This is a genomic window from Amycolatopsis sp. Poz14 (assembly GCF_006704225.1).
GTDB classification, from domain to species: Bacteria; Actinomycetota; Actinomycetes; order Mycobacteriales; family Pseudonocardiaceae; genus Amycolatopsis; species Amycolatopsis nivea.
The window spans coordinates 5,327,953-5,345,404 of the sequence record NZ_JACLHD010000001.1; the positions used below are offsets into that span (position 1 = coordinate 5,327,953).

General features: G+C 69.7%; 12 protein-coding genes and 1 pseudogene. 8 read left to right on the top strand and 5 right to left on the bottom strand.

What is annotated here, in order from left to right; translation table 11 throughout:
- The first annotated feature begins 104 nt into the window (after positions 1-104).
- Positions 105-845, top strand: a complete 741-nt coding sequence (locus FKO37_RS25290; RefSeq protein ID WP_238605993.1) for an SDR family oxidoreductase — start codon at positions 105-107, stop codon at positions 843-845.
- Positions 846-849: 4 nt separating this feature from the next.
- Here FKO37_RS25290 and FKO37_RS25295 read toward each other — a convergent pair whose 3' ends face one another.
- A complete protein-coding gene (locus tag FKO37_RS25295; protein WP_238605994.1) occupies positions 850-1,521 on the bottom strand; it encodes a hypothetical protein in 672 nt (223 codons plus the stop codon).
- A 714-nt stretch (positions 1,522-2,235) separates the two neighbouring features.
- Between FKO37_RS25295 and FKO37_RS25300 the strand changes: the two genes are divergently transcribed.
- Positions 2,236-3,234 carry an IS481 family transposase gene (locus FKO37_RS25300; protein WP_238605714.1) on the top strand — a complete coding sequence of 333 codons (999 nt, stop codon included), beginning with the start codon at positions 2,236-2,238 and terminating at the stop codon, positions 3,232-3,234.
- 327 nt (positions 3,235-3,561) lie between these two features.
- On the opposite strand, the gene FKO37_RS25305 is transcribed toward FKO37_RS25300, so the two are convergent.
- On the bottom strand, positions 3,562-4,020 hold the full coding sequence (locus FKO37_RS25305; protein ID WP_238605995.1) for a single-stranded DNA-binding protein: 459 nt from the start codon (positions 4,018-4,020) through the stop codon (positions 3,562-3,564).
- Between the two features lie 388 nt (positions 4,021-4,408).
- Between FKO37_RS25305 and FKO37_RS25310 the strand changes: the two genes are divergently transcribed.
- Complete coding sequence (locus tag FKO37_RS25310; protein ID WP_374204396.1) at positions 4,409-6,676, top strand: glycoside hydrolase family 15 protein; 2,268 nt, start codon at positions 4,409-4,411, stop codon at positions 6,674-6,676.
- 22 nt (positions 6,677-6,698) lie between these two features.
- Here FKO37_RS25310 and FKO37_RS25315 read toward each other — a convergent pair.
- Positions 6,699-7,520 (bottom strand): annotated as a pseudogene (locus FKO37_RS25315) (DMT family transporter); the annotation flags it as partial.
- A 36-nt stretch (positions 7,521-7,556) separates the two neighbouring features.
- On the opposite strand from FKO37_RS25315, the gene FKO37_RS25320 reads away from it, so the two are divergent.
- On the top strand, positions 7,557-8,117 hold the full coding sequence (locus FKO37_RS25320) for a TetR/AcrR family transcriptional regulator (protein ID WP_238605997.1): 561 nt from the start codon (positions 7,557-7,559) through the stop codon (positions 8,115-8,117).
- A 4-nt stretch (positions 8,118-8,121) separates the two neighbouring features.
- Here FKO37_RS25320 and FKO37_RS25325 read toward each other — a convergent pair whose 3' ends face one another.
- Positions 8,122-8,685: an ABATE domain-containing protein gene (locus tag FKO37_RS25325; RefSeq protein WP_134727544.1), complete on the bottom strand. Its 564-nt coding sequence runs from the start codon at positions 8,683-8,685 to the stop codon at positions 8,122-8,124.
- 104 nt (positions 8,686-8,789) lie between these two features.
- Between FKO37_RS25325 and FKO37_RS25330 the strand changes: the two genes are divergently transcribed.
- Entirely contained in the window at positions 8,790-9,698 is a 909-nt protein-coding gene (locus FKO37_RS25330; RefSeq protein WP_238605998.1) for a pyridoxamine 5'-phosphate oxidase family protein, read from the top strand.
- A 13-nt stretch (positions 9,699-9,711) separates the two neighbouring features.
- The gene (locus FKO37_RS25335; RefSeq protein WP_238605999.1) at positions 9,712-10,173 is read left to right on the top strand and encodes a nuclear transport factor 2 family protein; all 462 of its coding nucleotides are present in this window, start codon (positions 9,712-9,714) and stop codon (positions 10,171-10,173) included.
- Positions 10,174-10,264: 91 nt separating this feature from the next.
- Here the strand turns inward: FKO37_RS25335 and FKO37_RS25340 are convergent, their stop codons facing one another.
- Entirely contained in the window at positions 10,265-11,656 is a 1,392-nt protein-coding gene (locus FKO37_RS25340) for an amino acid permease (RefSeq protein WP_037805885.1), read from the bottom strand.
- A 392-nt stretch (positions 11,657-12,048) separates the two neighbouring features.
- On the opposite strand from FKO37_RS25340, the gene FKO37_RS25345 reads away from it, so the two are divergent.
- Both FKO37_RS25345 and FKO37_RS25350 read left to right on the top strand, forming a co-directional pair.
- On the top strand, positions 12,049-15,030 hold the full coding sequence (locus tag FKO37_RS25345; RefSeq protein ID WP_238606000.1) for an arabinosyltransferase domain-containing protein: 2,982 nt from the start codon (positions 12,049-12,051) through the stop codon (positions 15,028-15,030).
- A 286-nt stretch (positions 15,031-15,316) separates the two neighbouring features.
- Entirely contained in the window at positions 15,317-17,419 is a 2,103-nt protein-coding gene (locus FKO37_RS25350) for a DUF6541 family protein (protein ID WP_238606001.1), read from the top strand.
- Positions 17,420-17,452: the final 33 nt, after the last annotated feature.

Here is a 17,452-nt window from a genome sequence, read left to right on the forward strand (position 1 = left end):
CTGCACTCCAGCCGATGTTGATGCGGCACCTGCCCTTGCGTTATACGGACACGTGTCCGGTAAGCTATCCGGACATGTGTCCGTATCGGTGTCAGGGGTAGGAAATGTCAGGTGTGGCAGGGAAAGTCGTCGCGATCACCGGGGCGAGCAGCGGAATCGGCGAGGCGACCGCCCGGCTGCTCGCCGAACGGGGTGCGGCGGTGGTCCTGGGGGCGCGACGCGAGGATCGGCTGGACGCGCTGGCGAAGGAAATCCGCCACGAAGGCGGTCGCGCGGTCGCGTGCGTGACCGACGTGACCCAGCGCGCGGACCTGGACCGGCTGGTGCAGCGGGCGGTCGAGGAGTTCGGCCGGCTGGACGTGCTGGTCGGGAATGCCGGAATCGCCAAGCTGGGGCCGGTCGCGGACGCGGACGTCGACGGATGGTCGGCGATGATCGACGTCAACGTGCGCGGAGTGCTGAACGGGATCGCGGCGGCGATGCCGGTGTTCCGGCGGCAGGGGCGGGGCCATCTGGTGACGACGGTGTCGACGTCCGGGTTGAAGATCGTGCCCGGGCAGGCGGTTTACGCCGGGACGAAGAACGCGGTGCGGACGATTCTGGAGGCGCTGCGGCAGGAATCGACGGACGGCGTGCTCCGGACGACGTCGGTGTCGCCCGGGTTCGTCCGGACGGAGCTGGCGGATTCGATCGACGATCCGGGGGAGCGCGCGCAGATCCGGCGGCGGGTCGAGGAATTCGCGCTGGATCCGGCCGCGGTGGCGCGGGCGATCGCGTTCGCGGTCGAGCAGCCGGACGATGTGGAGATCGGCGACATCACCGTCCGGCCGGCGGTGCAGAACTGAGGGCTCAGAGGCACGGTGGCTGGTAGCCGTCGAGGAGGAGTTCGCGGAAGTCGAGCGAGTTCGGCGTTTTCCCGACGAAGACCAGGCCGCGGGCTTCGGTCAGCGCGGAGGCGAACGAGTACTGCGGCTGGCCGAGTTCGGGGAGCCAGGTCCAGGAATCGGGGTCGAACGGGAAGAATTTGCGGACCAGCTGGCCGCCGGTCGCGGGGATGCGGGTGAGCCATTTGTCGCCGCCGCTCCAGTGGGAGGCGGGGCGCAGCTGGACGTAGAAGTCGTCGTCGGCGCTGTAGGTCAGCCAGAATCCGGTGGAATGGCTGAGGTCGGCCTGCGCGTCGAACTGGTTGCCCAGCCAGACCACGGCGACGTGCCATTCGTTGTTCTGGAAGACGATTTTGGCTGCGTAGCCGTCGCCTTCGGGGACGAGGAGGCTTCCGGTGGGCGGGAGGGTCGTGCCTTCGCCGCTGGCCAGCCATTTCTGGAGGCGGTTGATCGAGGGGGTGCTGCATTCGTCGTGCACGTGGCCGCCGCGGTGCGCTGCGTGCGCCGTGCGCGAGGCTGGCGCGCCGGGTGTGGCCTGTGCGGCGTGGGCGGCTGGTGCGGAGAGCGGGGCCAGCAGCAGTACGGAAATCGCGGCGAGGACTGTGGTTCCGGCCTTGGTCCGGCGAAGTGCGGGCATGGCCGGGAAGCTACCAGCGGGATTCCCGGCCGGTCAGGGCCGATAGTCGGCTTCTGGGCAAATGGTATGGACCTTTTGGGGAAAGGACCAGACCACTGTTGCGTTGCGGTGCGTGCGAGCGGTCAGCATGCTGCGGCGGGTGGCTGGGCCCGACTGCCGAAGGGCGGCCGGGCACCTATCGGCTGCCGGTGGCTGGCACCGGGAGCCGAATAGCGGCCGGGGCCCTTGGGCTGCCAGTAGCTCGCGCCGGGCCGCCGAATAGCAGCTGGGCACTCGTCGCCTACCGCTGGCAGGCACCCAGCCGCCGAACGGCGGTTGGGTTCCCGCCAGCTGCCGGTGGCTGGGGCTCGGTTGCCGAAGAGTGGCCGGGCGTCCATCGGATGCCGGTAGCTGGCACCTGGCTGCCGAGTAGCGGCCGAGGCCCTTAGTCCGCCGGTGGCTGGCGCACGGCTGCCGAATCGCGGCTGGGCACCCTTCGGCTACCGATGGCTGGCACCCAGCTGTCGAATGGCGGTTGGGTGCCCGTCGGCTGCCGGTGGCTGGCGCTCGGTTGTCGAAGGGCGGTTGGGTGCCCGACGGCTGCCGGTGGCTAGCTGTGATGTCCAGGGACGTTGTCCCGGGTTAAGGCGGTGACCGGCCTGTCGTGCTGACAGGTGAAGGCCCCGGGGGTGAAGTGGAGCTGTCTAGGAACCGCTTCGCCCGCCGGAGGCCTTCGTGTCCCACCCTAACGCCGCCCTGACCCCGCGCACCCGCCTGCGCCTCGCCCGCCTGATCGTCGAGCAGGGCTGGACCTGCACCGCCGCCGCGAAAATGTTCATGGTCGCCACCAAGACCGCCGCGAAGTGGGCCGACCGCTACCGCGCCGAAGGCACGGCCGGGATGACCGACCGCAGCTGCCGCCCGCACCACAGCCCCGCCCGAACGTCCCCGCAACTGACCCGCCGGATCGTGCGGCTGCGGTGGCGCCAGCGGCTGGGCCCGGCCCAGATCGCCGGCCGGCTCGCCATCCCTGCCTCGACCGTGCACGCCGTCCTGACCCGCTGCCGGATCAACCGGCTCTCCCGCATCGACCGGGCCACCGGCGAACCGCTACGCCGCTACGAGCACGACCACCCCGGCTCGCTGATCCACGTCGATGTCACCAAGTTCGGCAACATCCCCGACGGCGGCGGCTGGCGCCACGTCGGCAAGCAGCAAGGCAAAAAGAACAGATCAGCGACCTCCCGCCGCACCGGAACCTGGAGCACCGACCGGCACGCCCGCACCGGCACCGCGTTCGTGCACACCGTGATCGACGACCACTCCCGCGTCGCCTACGCCGAGATCTGCGCCGACGAGAAAGCCGACACCGCCGTCGGTGTCCTGCACCGCGCGGTCGCCTGGTTCGCCGACCGCGGCGTCACCGTCGAACGCGCGCTTTCCGACAACGGTGCCTGCTACCGCTCGTCGGCCTGGCGCGGGACCTGCACCGAGCTGGGCATCACCCCGAAACGGACCCGGCCTTACCGGCCGCAGACCAACGGCAAGATCGAACGGTTCCACCGCACCCTGGCCGAGGGATGGGCTTACGCCCGCTTCTATCCCAGCGAACACGACCGCCGGGCAGCGCTGCCGGGATGGCTGCACTTCTACAATCACCACCGGCCCCACACATCCACCGGAGGCAAACCACCCGTCACCCGGCTGACCAACCTCCCTGGACATCACAGCTAGCGCTCGGTTGCCGAATAGCGGGCGGGCGCCCAGCTGCTGAACGGCGGTCGACGCCCTTCGGGGTGCACCTCGGGCGGCGTGGCTGCCGCCCGAGGTGTGCGTGGGGGTTCCGGCGTCAACGGTCGGTGTGCAGCGGAGCATCCTTCGGTTCGCCGCGGGCGAGCGGCACGGACGGCAACGTCGGTGAGGGCGACGGCATGCGCGGGCCGGGCTGGCCGGAATGCACGGTTCTTGGGCATTCCGGCCAAGCTCCGGTTAAGGGAGAGCCGCCGCCGAGATTCCGGGCTGCCGCGTCGACCATCTCGCTGGCCAGCCGCACACGGGAGGTCAGAAGGGCGGCTCCTCAGTCACTCCGACTCCGGCGGATACTGGCGCTGCGCCCCAGGCATCCCCGCCTGGTCCGCCCGTCTCGTGGTTGTTCCGGCTGACCTTGGTGACTCTGGCGGTCGCATACCGCAGCGACGGGCCGATCTCGTCTACCTGCAGTTCGACTACGGTGCGTTTCTCGCCTTCCTTTGTTTCGAAGGAGCGCTGAACCAAACGTCCGGTGACGACGACCCTTGCTCCTCGGACGAGACTTTCGGCGACATTTTCCGCTGCTTGCCGCCATATGCTGCACCTCAGGAACAGGGCCTCGCCGTCCTTCCATTCGCCGGATTGTCGGTCGAGGGTGCGCGGGGTCGACGCGACCGTGAAATTCGCGACTGCTGCTCCGGACGGGGTGAAACGCAGTTCCGGGTCTGAGGTCAGGTTTCCGACCACTGTGATGACGGTTTCTCCAGCCATGATCACACTCCTTGGTTTCGGGTCGCCAAGTCCATGGCGACAGGTCTGAGGATCGGTTCCCGTCCATCGTTTGCCGGGAACAACCGTTCAGTGCTGAATAAATGCGTGTCTCGCGCGCGTCTGTCTTGGTCTTGACGGGGAAACGCGGCACTGCGGGGCGAAGCTGCGGAAACGGGCTGGGCGAAGGGTGGCTCCGGTCATGGTGACGGCTCCTCAGGTCGGTGCGGACCCGGACCTGGGCGCCGCTTCGGGAACTAGGAGACCATCCGGGTACGACAGTTTTCGGGGCTTCCCGGTCACTCCATCGGGTGGGACTCTTGGCGGCGGGGAGAGAGCGGGAGGGTTCCCACCGTTCGGCTGTTGTTCAAGGGCGGGGCACCGGGGCAGCATGAGCGGCATGGTCGGTGGGAAGTGGGGACGGGCGGCGGCGGTGGTCGCGGTCGTGGGGATTTCGTTGGTGGGGCAGGGGATCGCGCCTGCGGGAGCCGGGGCGAAGCCCGGTGCGGCGGTGCAGAACAGTGCGCAGCCGCCGGGGGATTGCTGTGGTGGGCCGTCATCGTGGACAACTGGGGACAAAACGGCGCTCGGGACGGCGGCGGGGACGGCCAGCCCGTTGTGGTTCACCGTTGCGGGAGGGGTCACGTCGGAGGTGTTCTATCCGCGTGCGGACGTCGCCAACATGCAGGACATGCAGTACGTGGTCACGGACGGGAAGTCCTTTGTGGACCTTGAACGCGACGCGACGGAGCATGTCGTTGCGATGCCCGACGAGAAGGCGCTCGAATACACGGTCACGAACACCGCGAAGAGCGGGCGTTATCGCATCACCACGACGTACGTCACCGACGCTGGGCGGCCGACTCTCCTTACTCGCACGCGGTTTCAGTCACTTGACGGTGGCCAGTATCAGGTCTACCTGCTCGCGAATCCTTCGATGGCGGGCGGTGCAGCGAATGACACGGCGGGGTGGGACGGCACTGGGTTGACCGCTAGCGGGACGGAGGAGTTGTTCGGGGCTACGACTACGGTGGCGTCGGCGTTGCGGGCATCGACCGGATTCGTCGCGCACGACAACGGATATTCCGGTGCCGCGAGTGATTGCCTGGTAGACTTGCGGGCACATCGAACTCTTGCGAATCACTTCGATTCCACTGATCACGGCAATGTAGTCCAATGTGGACAGATCCCGGTCGGGTCGGACACGACGTTCTCGGTCGCGCTCGGCTACGGGAGCGACGCCCAGGGCGCGGCGGCGGCCGCGGACGGGTCGCTGGCGAGTGGATTCGGCAATCTGGAACAGGCGTATCGGCGCGGGTGGGAGGAGTATGTCGGCAGCCTGAAGGCGGCGCCGGCCAGTGTGGCGGGCGACGAGCGGCAGCGCAGGGCGTATTACGTCGCGCTGATGGCGTTGCACGCGGCGGAGGACAAGGCGCATCGCGGCGCGAGCGTCGCGGGGCTGGCCACGCCGTGGGGCGACGTCGTGAACGGCGACGTGCTCAACGATGGGTACCACCGCGTGTGGGGCCGGGACCTGTACCAGCAGGCGACCGGGCTGCTCGCGGCGGGCGACGCGGCGCAGGCGAAGCGGATGGCGCAGTTCCTGTGGTCCTCGCAGTGGATTTCCGCGCCCACCCAGGGCGACGGGACGACGTACCCGGCCGGCGCGTTTCCGCGGTACAGCCCGGTGAGCGGGGTCCAGGGGGCCACGCCGCAGCAGCTCGGCTGTTGCGAGCAGCTCGACCAGGATTCCGACGCGATCATCCTCGCCTGGATGACCGGGCTCACCGACGCGGCCACGTACGCGCGGGTCAAGGTCACGGCGGAGCACATCCGCACGAGCGGGCCCGCGACGACCGAGCGGTGGGAGGAGCAGTACGGCCGGTCGCCGTCGTCGATCGCGGCTGAGGTGGCCGGGCTCGTGACGGCCGGGGCGATCGCGCGGGCGAACGGCGACACCGCCGCGGCGCAGCAGTGGGAGTCCACTGCGGACTCGTGGCGCGCGCAGCTCGACAGCTGGACGCGTACGACCGCCGGGTATTGGGGCGGGCACACGTATTACGAGCGGATCGACAAGGGAACCGACCCGAACGACACCGGGCAGATCTGTTTCGACGAAGGCTGCTTCTACGAGCACGACGTGGTCGATTTCGGGTTCCTCGACCTCGTCCGGCTCGGGCTTCGCGGACCGGCCGATCCCGAGGTCGCCGAGTCGCTGGCCCCGACGGCGGCGGCCCGCGACGGCAACGCGCCCATGCAGGTCACGACCCCGAACGGCGACATCTACTTCCACCGCTACCCGCACGACAACTACGGCGAGAGCACCACGACGTGCACCGGCTGGCCGGCGAACGGGCCGCAGCGGTTCGGGCGGCTCTGGCCGGTCCTGTCCGGCGAGCGCGGCGAGTACGAGCTGGCCAACGGGCGTTCGGCGGCGGTGTACCTGAAATCGATGGCGGACGCGGCCAACGACGGGTACTTCATTCCCGAGCAGGTGTGGGATCGCGCCGACGTCGCGTGCTTCGGGCTGGGCCGGCCGACCGGGAGCGCGGCGCCGTTGATGTGGGCGGAAGGCCAGTACCTCCGGCTCGCGCAGAACATCGACGCGGGGAAGAACCTGGAGACTCCGGAGGTGGTCCGGCAACGCTACGGCGGCTGACCCGGCCGTTCGCGACGACGGCGGCGACCAGGGCCAAGCCGAGGCCCACGCCGGTCAGCACGGTGAACGGTTCGCCGAACAGCACCGTGCCCCACACCGACGTGACCGGCGCGATCAGGAACATCAGGCTGTTCACCGCGGTCATGCCGATCCGCCCGACGAGCAGCCAGTACAACCCGTACCCGCCGAAGGTCGCCAGCACGATCAACCACGCGAGGGCGAACCAGAAGTGTCCGGACGCGGGCGGCGCCGCGTTCCCGGTCGCCAGCGCGAGGACGGTGAACACGACCGCCGAGGTGGCGCAATGGACGGCCAGCGCGCGCAACGGGGGAGCGGGAACGCGAGCCCGGCGTTCGAGCACAGTGGAGGCGACTAGCCCGAGCATTCCGGCGAACGGGATCAGGTACGCCCAGGCCGGGGCGTGCGAAGCGGCGTCCGACCAGCTGACCAGGACCACCCCGACGAGACCCAGTGCGAGCCCGATCCATTGCCGTCCGGTCGCCGCGACGCCGAGAAGCGGACCGGCGAGCGCGGCGGCCACGAGCGGCTGCACGCCGTCGATGAGTGCGGTGGTGCCGGTGCTGACTCCTTCGCCGATCGCCCAGTAGACGGTGAGCAGATAACCCGACTGGGACAGCAAGCCGATCAGGACGTGCCTGCCCAGTTCGCGAATCGAACCGGGGCGCAGGAAGGGCGCGAGCAGCAGCGCCAGCGGCAGGAACCGCCACATCAGCACGGTCGGCACGGACGCGTCGGCCGCGCCGAGCTTCGCGCCGATGAACCCGGACGACCAGCACGCCACGAACAGGACCGCCGCTCCGACTATACCGATCTGTTTACCCATGCCGCCGGACTATACAGATCGGTATACACTGGGGCCATGGCCATCGACTGGACCCCGAAAGCGCAGGCGGTGCTGACCGCCGCGTCGGAGCTGTTCTACGAACGCGGCATCCACGCGGTCGGCGTCGACGTCATCGCGGCGAAGGCGGGCGTCACGAAGAAGACGCTCTACGACCGGTTCGGCTCGAAGGACCGGCTGGTCGTGGAGTACTTGTCCGCCCGGGACGTGCGCTGGCGGGAGTTCCTGGGCGAGTGGCTGGAAAAGGCCGGGGAGACGCCGCAGGACCGGCTGGTGGCGGTGTTCGACGCGTCCGAGGCGTGGGCGAAGAAATACGGCGGCAAAGGCTGCAGCATGATCAACGCGCACGCGGAGATCAGCGATCCGGCGCACCCGGCGTACGCGGTGATGACCGAGAGCAAACGGTGGCTGCTCGGCGTCCTCGTCGAAGTGGCTGAATCGGCGCGTGTTCCGGAGCCGCGCAAGGTGGCCGAGCAGATCATGCTGCTGCACGAAGGCGCGATCGTGATGGCGGGCATGCAGGTCGGCGAGAACGTCTTCGCGCGCGCCGCGGAAACGGCGGTGGTGCTGCTGGGCTGAGCCGTCAGCGCGTCGATCGGATCTTTTCGTAATGCCGTGCGGCGCGCGCTCGGTTGCCGCAGGCGACGGAGCACCATTCGCGGCGCGGATGCGTCTTCATGAAGTAGAGCACGCAACCCGGCGCGTAACAGGCGCGCAGCTTGGCGGCATCCGGTCCGCCGAGCAGCGCGATCGATTCTCGTGCCACGCGGGCTAATCCGGTGACGACCGGCGAGGTGCCGCGCGAGGAGCTTTCCTGCAGTTTTCCGGCCGTGAAGGTCAATTGGGGGACTGGCAAGTGGGTCACGAGGTCGTTCAGGTCGCCGAGTGCGGTGTCCAGGTCGACAGCGGGGGACTGCCGGTCGTCGGCGGTCACCTGCGCGGCGAGGCGGCGGACGGCATCGCGCAGCCGGCGAGCCAGCGCGAGTTCGGCGGCGGACGACTGCCGCGAACCGCGCTCGAGGCCGACGTCGTCGAGCCACGCGTCGAGGTCTTCGCGGGTGCGGAGGTCGTCGTGGAGCCCGCTCGTGTCGGCCCAGACGGTCGCCATCAGGCGGACCGGCACGACCTCGTCCGGCAGCATGCCCATGGCCGAGACGGTATCACGGATGGAATGGGTTGCATCCGTGAGAAGCGGCTGCTAGAACTTCTCACGGAACCTCACGGTGCAACCCGTGAGAAAGGGAGGGTGCGATGAGCCACGCGATCCAGCGGGCGTTCCACTCCGGCGAGCTCGCCGTCCAGCGGGAGGCGGGAGTCGAACGCCAGGCCGCGCGGCTGTCCCGGATGGCTGAACCGGCCGGGATTTCCGCGGGAATGGCGGGTTTTCTGGCCGAGCGGACGTTTCTGGTCCTGACCGGACGCGCAGTGGACGGACGGTTGTGGACGTCGCCGGTCACCGGCCCGCCCGGGTTCTTGGAAACCAGGTCGGCGACGACCCTCGCGATCCACCGCGTGCTGCCGGAGGGCGATCCGCTGCACGGGCTTCCGGCAGGGCAGTTGCTCGGCATGACCAGCGTAGAGTTCGCGACCCGCCGCCGGGTCCGGATCAACGGCACTCTCTCGACCGCCGCGAAAGACCACCTGATCGTGGAGGTCGAGCAGGCGTACGGCAATTGCCCGCAGTACATCCAGCAGCGGGCCCTCACGCACGACGTCGAGCCGGCACCGGCAGAAGAACGCGCCGAGCTGAGTGCTGACGACACCCAGCTGATCCAGGAAGCGGACACGTTCTTCCTCGGCACCGTCAACCCCGCCCACGGCGCGGACGCGTCCCATCGCGGCGGCGCGCCCGGATTCGTCCGCGTCGAGGGAAATGCCGTGCGGTGGCCCGATTATCCGGGAAACAACCTCTTCAACAGCCTCGGCAACATCGCCGCGAACCCGGAAGCCGCGCTGCTCTTCTTCGACTTCGCCACCGGCCGCATCCTCCAGGTCTCCGGCACCGCCGAGATCGAATGGGGCGAAGCGGGCCGCTCGGGCGACGACGGTTACACCGGCCGGATCGTCCGGTTCGCGGTGCAGCGCGTGGTTGGCGGCCGTCCGGTCGCCCGGCAGGTCGCGCACACGCCGTATCCGCGTAATCCTCAGCTCATCAAGTGAAAGGACCCTTGTCATGACCGAATCGCGGCCGCCGTTCCCGCCGTTCGACCTCGCTGCCGCCCTGCAGAAGGTCCAGGCCGCCGAGGACGCGTGGAACACGCGGGACCCGGAGAAGGTCTCGCTCGCGTACACGCCGGATTCCGTGTGGCGCAACCGCGACACGCACGTCGTCGGCCGCGCCGCGATCGTCGAGTTCCTGACCGCGAAGTGGGAGCGCGAACGGGATTACGCGCTGCGCAAGGGACTGTGGGGCTTCCGCGAGAACCGCATCGCGGTCCGGTTCCAGTACGAGAGCCGGGACGCGAACGGGCAATGGTGGCGCAGCTACGGCAACGAGTTGTGGGAGTTCGCCGAGAACGGCCTGATGAGCAGGCGCGAGGCCTCGATCAACGACCGGCGGATCGAGGGGTCCGAGCGGCGGATCTTCGGGCCGCGGCCGGAAGCCGAGCGCGGGGTCGACTTCCCGTTGTGGTGAACGAAAAGAACCCGGCCGTCCTTCCGGTGGGTATCGGAAGGACGGCCGGGCCGGTGCCGCGTTCGCGGGGATGGGGGAACGCGGGCTCCGCTCAGGCGCCGGTGCGCGCCTGCCGTTTGCGGGACACGAGCCGCCAGCCGACCGCGAGCACCACGACGATCGCCGGGATCGAGTAGAACGCGATCTTCTCGGCTCCGTCGGAGAATCCCATCAGCACCACGACCAGCACGAGGAATCCGAGCGTGGCCCAGCCGGTGTAGGGCGCGCCGGGCATGCGGTAGCTCGGCCGTTCCAGTTCGCCGCGCAAGGCCGCCTGGCGCATCCGCATCTGCGAGAACACCAGGGTCGCCCAGGTCGCGACGACGCCGAGCGAGGCGATCGCGGTGGCGATGTCGAACGCCTCCGAGGGCACGATGTAGTTCAGCACCACGCCGAGCACGTAGGCCACCGACGTGAAGAGAATCCCGCCGTAGGGCACGTGCCGGGAGTTCATCTTGCCGACGAACTTCGGCGCTTCGCCCTCGTCGGCGAGCGCGCGGAGGATGCGGCCGGTGGAGTACAGGCCCGAGTTGCACGAGGAGAGCGCGGCGGTGAGGACGACCGCGTTCATCACGTCGCCGATGCCGCCGATGCCCAGGCGCGAGAACACCGTGACGAACGGGCTTTCGCCGCCGTTGTAGAACGGCCACGGCATCAGCATCGCCAGCAGCAGCACCGAACCGACGTAGAAGACGCCGATCCGCCACACGACGCCGTTGATCGCCTTGGGCAGCACCTTGCGCGCGTCCTTGGTCTCGCCGGCCGCGATGCCGACGACCTCGATCGCGGAGTAGGCGAACACGACCGCCTGCAGCGTCATCAGCGCGATGCCGACGCCCGCCGGGAAGAACCCGCCGTGGTCGGTCAGGTTGTGCACGCCGGCGGTGGTGCCGCCGATGTTCGCGCCGGTGAACACGAGCCCGAGCGCGGTCACCAGGAACACGATGATCGCGAGGACCTTGACGACGGAGAACCAGAACTCCAGTTCCCCGAACAGCTTCACGCTCAGCAGGTTGACCGCCATGAGCACGCCGAGCGCGACGAGCGCGGTGATCCACTGCGGGACGTCCGGCAGCCACTTGTGCACGTAGATCGCGACCGCGGTGATCTCCGCGATCCCGGTCATCGCCCAGTTCAGCCAGTACATCCAGCCGGAGACGAACCCGGCCCACGGACCGATGAACTCGCGGGCGTAGGTCACGAAACTGCCGGAGCTGGGCCGGTGCATGACGAGTTCGCCGAGCGCCCGCATCACGAAGTAGGCCGCGATGCCGCACAGCGCGTAGGAAAGGACCAGCGACGGTCCCGCTTCGTGGAGCCGCCCGCCCGCGCCGAGGAAGAGCCCGACCCCGATCGCCCCGCCGATCGCGATCATCTGCACCTGGCGGTTGCCCAGTGCTTTCGTGTAGTTGTCGCCCTCTTTGGCGACCACTGTGGATTCCATGGTTGCGTGACGCTAGCGGTAGCGGACCGCGTGACGCAGCACACCTAGGCTGGACTTAAGGTGTGCTCCAGATCACCGTGGAGGAACCGGGCAAACCGGGCAGGACCCGTTTGACTTCCGGAAATCCCGCTGGAGCTGCGCGGATGTCCACGGTGGACGGTCCGGCGGGAGACTTTCGGGTAACGCGGGGCGTCCTCGAGGGTATTCGGGCCGGAAAGCGCGCGGCAGTCGCTCGAACGGGCGACGACGGGGCGCGGTGGCTGTTCCACAGTGGACAGAAGGCCCCGGTTGCTCCCGGGTCCGGGAGCGCCGAGACCGGCCTCACATGCGACGACGCGGCGGGGCCGGGCCGCTTCACGGCGGAGATACGCCGGAACACTAAACTCCGCGCCGTGCCGACCCCAGATTCCGACGCCGCCGCGAGCGGGCAAGCCGGCCATCGTTGGCTCATCATCGGGCTCGGGCTCGTCTGCGCGCTGACCGCGGTGCTGTTCACCGTCGCGCCGGTGAACACTGAGACAACGACATACCGCTGGGACGGCGCGCAGGACACCGCGCTGCCGTTGTACCCGTACCACCCGGCCAGACTCGACGCGACTGTCCGATGCGCCGAGCCGAACGGGCTGCTGTTCGCGACCACTCCGCCGAAAGGCAAGCAGGGCGCGGAGCCTCTCGCGGGCGGGCTGGAGATCCGGGCGGTCGACGGCACGGTCCGAGCAGAACTCGGTGGCACAGAACTGTTTCACCGCCCCGCTGGCGCCGATTGCCAGTTGACGGTGCACGCCGACGGCGAAGGCACCACCGTCGGCACCGCCAAGACGACGGGCCGCCCGAACGTCACCGGGCTGTACACCGAGCACCCCGGCGCGGTGTCCGCGCAGATCGAACCCGACACCCGGTGGGTCAGCACGCCAAGCGCGGCGAAGATCGCGCTCGGCGTGGTGTCGCTGCTCGCGCTGCTCGGCATGATCGTGCTGCTGGTCCGGCGCGACCGGAGCGCCGCCCGCCGGGTCCGGCTGCTTCCCCGGCGGGCGTGGGTGCCGCGGCCGGCGGACCTCGTCGTGACCGGCGTGCTCGGAGTCTGGTCCGTCGTCGGCGCGCTCACCGTGGACGACGGATACATCTCGACGATGCTGCGCGCTCGCGAGACGAGCGGGTTCACCGGCAATTACTTCCGCTGGTTCAACGCGCCGGAAGCGCCGTGGGGCTGGTACTACGAGCTGTACGCGCTTCTCGGCCGCGTCACGCCGGCCATGGTGTGGATGCGGCTGCCGTCGGTGCTGCTGGGGCTGGCGTCCTGGTTCCTGATCGATCGCGTGGTGCTGCCGCGGCTGGCGAACCGGCCGACGCGGTGGACCCGCTGGGCGACCGCGGCCCTTTTCCTGGCCTGGTACGTGGCCTTCGACGTCGGGCTGCGGCCGGAGCCGTGGATCGTGTTCGGCTCGCTGGCGGTGTTCGCGCTGGTCGAGCGCGCCGTGGCGACCAGTGCGGTGACCCCGGTCGCGATCGGGCTGGTGGTCGCCGGCGCCACCGCGACGACGAACCCGCTCGGGATCGCGGCGTTCCTGCCGTTCATCGCAGGGGTGCGTCCCCTCTTCCGCTTGGTGCGCAGGCGCGGCGACCTGCGCGTGCTCGGTGCGATCGCGGTCGTCGTCGGCGCCGGTGCCAGCGCGCTCCTGACCGCGTTCTACGACCAGCCGCTGACTGCCGTACTGGAGTCGACCGCTGTCCGGCAGAAGATCGGGCCGGATCTGCCGTGGCAGAGCGAAATCAACCGGTACGTCACCCTGCTCGACCCGTCGGTGGTCGAGGGAGCGCTGAACCGCCGGGTGCCGGTGCTGCTGATGCTGCTGGCGATGGCGCTGCTGGCCGTGCTGCTGATCTGGCGCCGCGTCCCGGGACTGGCTGTCGGGCCTGCCCGCCGCATGGCCGTCATCAGTGTCCTGTGCCTTGTCGTGCTCGCGTTCACGCCGACGAAGTGGACCCACCATTTCGGTGCGCTGGCCGGATTCGGCACGGTGATGATCGCGATGCTGGTGCACACCGTCGCACGCGGAGCGCTGTCCTCGGTGTGGACACGGGCGGCGGCCCTGGGCCTGGTCGCGGTGACGACCTGGCTGGCCTGGTCCGCGCCGAACTGGTGGTGGATGCAGTCCGACTACGACGTCCGGTGGGGCGACACCGTCCCCACTGTGAAGGGAGTGCGGCTGGCGGATCTGGCTCTCTGGGCCGGGCTGGCGGTCGCGCTCGCCGGTGTGGTCGCCGGTGCTTGGCAGACCGCGAAACGCCGGGACGGAGCGAGCCGGGCTCCGCGCTGGCTGCCGAGGTCGAGCTGGGTGATCGTCGCGGTGGCGGCCGCGACGGTGGCGGTCGAAGTGGTCGGACAGGCGCAAGCGGTGAAGGTGCGCTGGGGCACTTACTCCGTCGGCCGGTCGAATCTGGCTTCGCTGGGCCTCGCCGCCAGTGCCGGCAAGGCCGGGAACTCGTGCGGGGTCGAGGATTGGCTGGACGTCGAGCCGGATATCGGCGCGGGCGTGCTCAAAGCGTCCTCGCCGGCCTCGGCGGAAGGGTTCGCGACGAACACCGGGTTCCCGCCGGACGCCGCGCCGCCGGCCCCGTTCGGCAGCGACCCGGAGCACCCGGCATGGAGTTCGCACGGGTCGCCCTCACGGACTGGCACGCTCGTCAGCGGGTGGTACGACCTGCCTGCCGACGTCGGGTCGCCGGATGCGCCGCCGGTCGTGATTTCCCGCGCCGCGCACGGGAAAACGCAGGTTTCGGTGGAGTTCGCGAAGGCGGACGGGACCGTGCTGGCGACGATGAAGGCCAAAGAGGACAACAGCGGGAAGTGGCTCGACGCGCGCTTCGATCCCCGCTGGCAGGCGCCGGGGGCGCAACGGGTCCGGGTCGTCGCGCGGGACGAGGACCCGAGTGCGGCGGGCTGGGTCGCGGTCACCGCGCCCCGGATTCCGCGCCTGACGCCGCTGACGAACGTCATCCCCATCGGCGAGCCGGTGACATTGGACTGGACCAACGCGTTCGTCCTGCCGTGCCGCACCCCGGCCTCGCTGGCGGACGGCATCGTGCAGCCGGTCCGCTACCGGTTCGCGCCCGGCCAGGACGCGCAGTCGCTGGTCGGCGTTTCCTACGCCGCGGACGCCGGGGGCCCGTACGTGCCGTTGTATGCCGACGCCAAGGCGACCGAGGTGCCGACGTACCTTCGCGGCGACAAAGTGCGGGAGCCGGTCGCGGTGTTCCGGTACGACTACGCGGTACCGATGCGGGGACTGTCCGTCGAACACGGCATCCGCTCGACATCCGGCGTGGCGAAGCAGACTGCCGTGCTCGACGCGACGCGCGGCGGAAGCGGGTAGACCCGCGGCCTGAAGACGGCCGGAGCACCGCGATTCCGGAGCCGGGGACGGGCGGGGCGCGGGCGCCCGCGGGCCCGCCCCGCCGTCGATCGACTTCTGCCGGGCCGGTCCCGGGATCCCGGGGTCGGTGTCGTATTCTCGGCGGCGGCGGGAAGGCAGCACGTCGAAATCGAAGGCATATCGGAAGTTCCGTCTTCGATGCGCGACCGGCGGCCCCAGTCTTCAGTACAGATGCAGTTCCCAGTGGAATCCAACGAGTTCTTCACGAGATTGGGTGGTCTTCGCCGTGAGTCTGCTTTTGTACCCGCTGGCGGGGCTGGCCGTTCTCGCCGTGCCGGGGCTTCTGGTGCAACTCGCCGCCGGCGTCCGGGACAAACTGTGGCTCGCCGCGCTGACCGCGCCGGTCAGCGTCGGCGTCTACGGCCTGGCCGGGCTGGCGTCCGGCATTCCCGGGCTGTCCTTCGGGATTCCGCTCGCGCTCGCGGTGACCCTGCTGCTGTCCGCGATCGTCTTCGGCATCGCGTGGCTGCGCCGCGGCCGCACCGAGCCCGCGCCGGTCGAGGAGCCGGACACCTCGCTGCTGCCCGCGCTGACCGGCCGGTGGCTGCTGGCGGCCAAGCTCGGCGCCGCGGTGCTGGTGCTGGGCGCCGTCGCGCTCGCCCTGCAGCAATGGCACGGCGGCCTCGGCTCCTGGGACACGTACCCGCAGGAACACGACACGATCATCCACATGGTGCTGGTGGCCTACATCAGCGACACCGGCCGGGCCGCGCCGTGGGACCTCCTGCCGATCGACGTGCTCACCGGGCAGCCGGTGTCGTTCTACCCGTCCGGGCTGCCGCTGCCCGCGGCGCTCTCGGGCCAGCTGACCGGCGGGCCGATCACCGGCTTCAACGTGATGAACGCCCTGATCACCGGGCCGGTGTTCGTGCTCGGCTCGGCGGCGCTCGCGGCCGCGGTGTTCCGCAGGCTGCGCGCCGGATCGGGCTGGACCGCCCTCGCCGGCGGGGTCGCGGCGCTGGTCGCGGCCGGGCTGTACCGGCCGGGCGTGCAGCTGCTGCACGACGGCGGGATCGCGCCGAACGCGGCCGCGATGAGCATGGCTCCCGGCGTGATCGCGGCGCTGATCTCGGTGGGCGGGCTCCGCGGATGGGGACCGGGCTCGCGCTGGCTGCGGGCGTTCGTGCTGGGCCTCGGGGTGGCCGGGGTGTTCTCGGTCCACCCGAGCGTGGCCGCCACCGTCGGTCTCAGCGTCGTGGTGTTCTGGATCGTCGAGGCGTTCACGAAGCGGGGCCGGGAAATCCTGCGCGGGCAGTGGCCGGTGCTGCTGGCGGCGGGGCTGGTGGCCGCGCTCGCCTCGGCGACCACGCTGCTGGGCTCGGCGAGCCAGGCCACACGCACCGGGACCTGGTCGCCGGACATCCCGCCGGGCCGGTTCGGCGACGCATTGTCGACCAACCTCAAGCTCACCTACGGCGGCTATTTCGATCCGCACGGCATCTTCTCGCAGCTCAGCGCGGGTGTGCTCGCGCTGGTCGGGGTGCTGGTCGTCGTGGTGCTCCGCCGCGCGTGGGGTGTCGCCGCGATGTGGCTGGCCTGGCTGGCGATCGTCGTCGATTTCAAGGTGCACCCGTGGTCGGGCATCGGCTCGATGGTCGGATCGCCGTTCTACAAATCGTATGTGCGCATTCAGTCGCACATTTCCCTGTTCATTCCGGTGCTGGCGGCTATCGCGGTCGTATTCGTGGCGGTCGGAATCATTCGCTTGGCGGGGATGCCGAAGAACGCGGCGGTGTTCAGTCGCGTCCGCCGGTTCGCCGGTCCGGTTTCCGCCGCGTTGCTCGCGGTCATGATGGCCGGATATGTCGTCTACGCCGCGGTGCCCTACGAACACCGCAACGCCGAGGTGATCGCCAGCCGCTACGCGAAGCCGGAGTTCACCCGGGTCAACGACGACGACAAGCGGGCGGCGAAGTTCGTCGAGGAGCACATCAAGCCCGGCGAACGGCTGATGAACAGCGCCAACGACGGCTCGACCTACGCCTACGTCGAGGACCGGGTGCCGGTGGTCAACGTGGTCACGCTCGGCTCGGCCCTCGAGCCGGTGACGTACGAGCTGCTGCGCTCGTTCCGCGACTATCCGACCGACCCGAACATCCGGAAAACCGTGTTGTCGCTGAACATCGGCTACGTGTACGTGGACAGCAAAGCGCCGACCATGGGCGCGGGACCCGGTTCGCCGAACAGCTGGTACACCGCGCCGACGTTCGAGCTGGCTCCGGGACTGCAGAACCTGGACGGCCTTCCCGGCCTCTCGGTGGCGTTCCGGTCGGGCACGGTCACGGTGTACAAACTGGATCGCTCCGTGCTGGCTGCGTTGCCGAATTGACCGATCCGGCGGCGAGCGGCCGGTGCCGCGGCG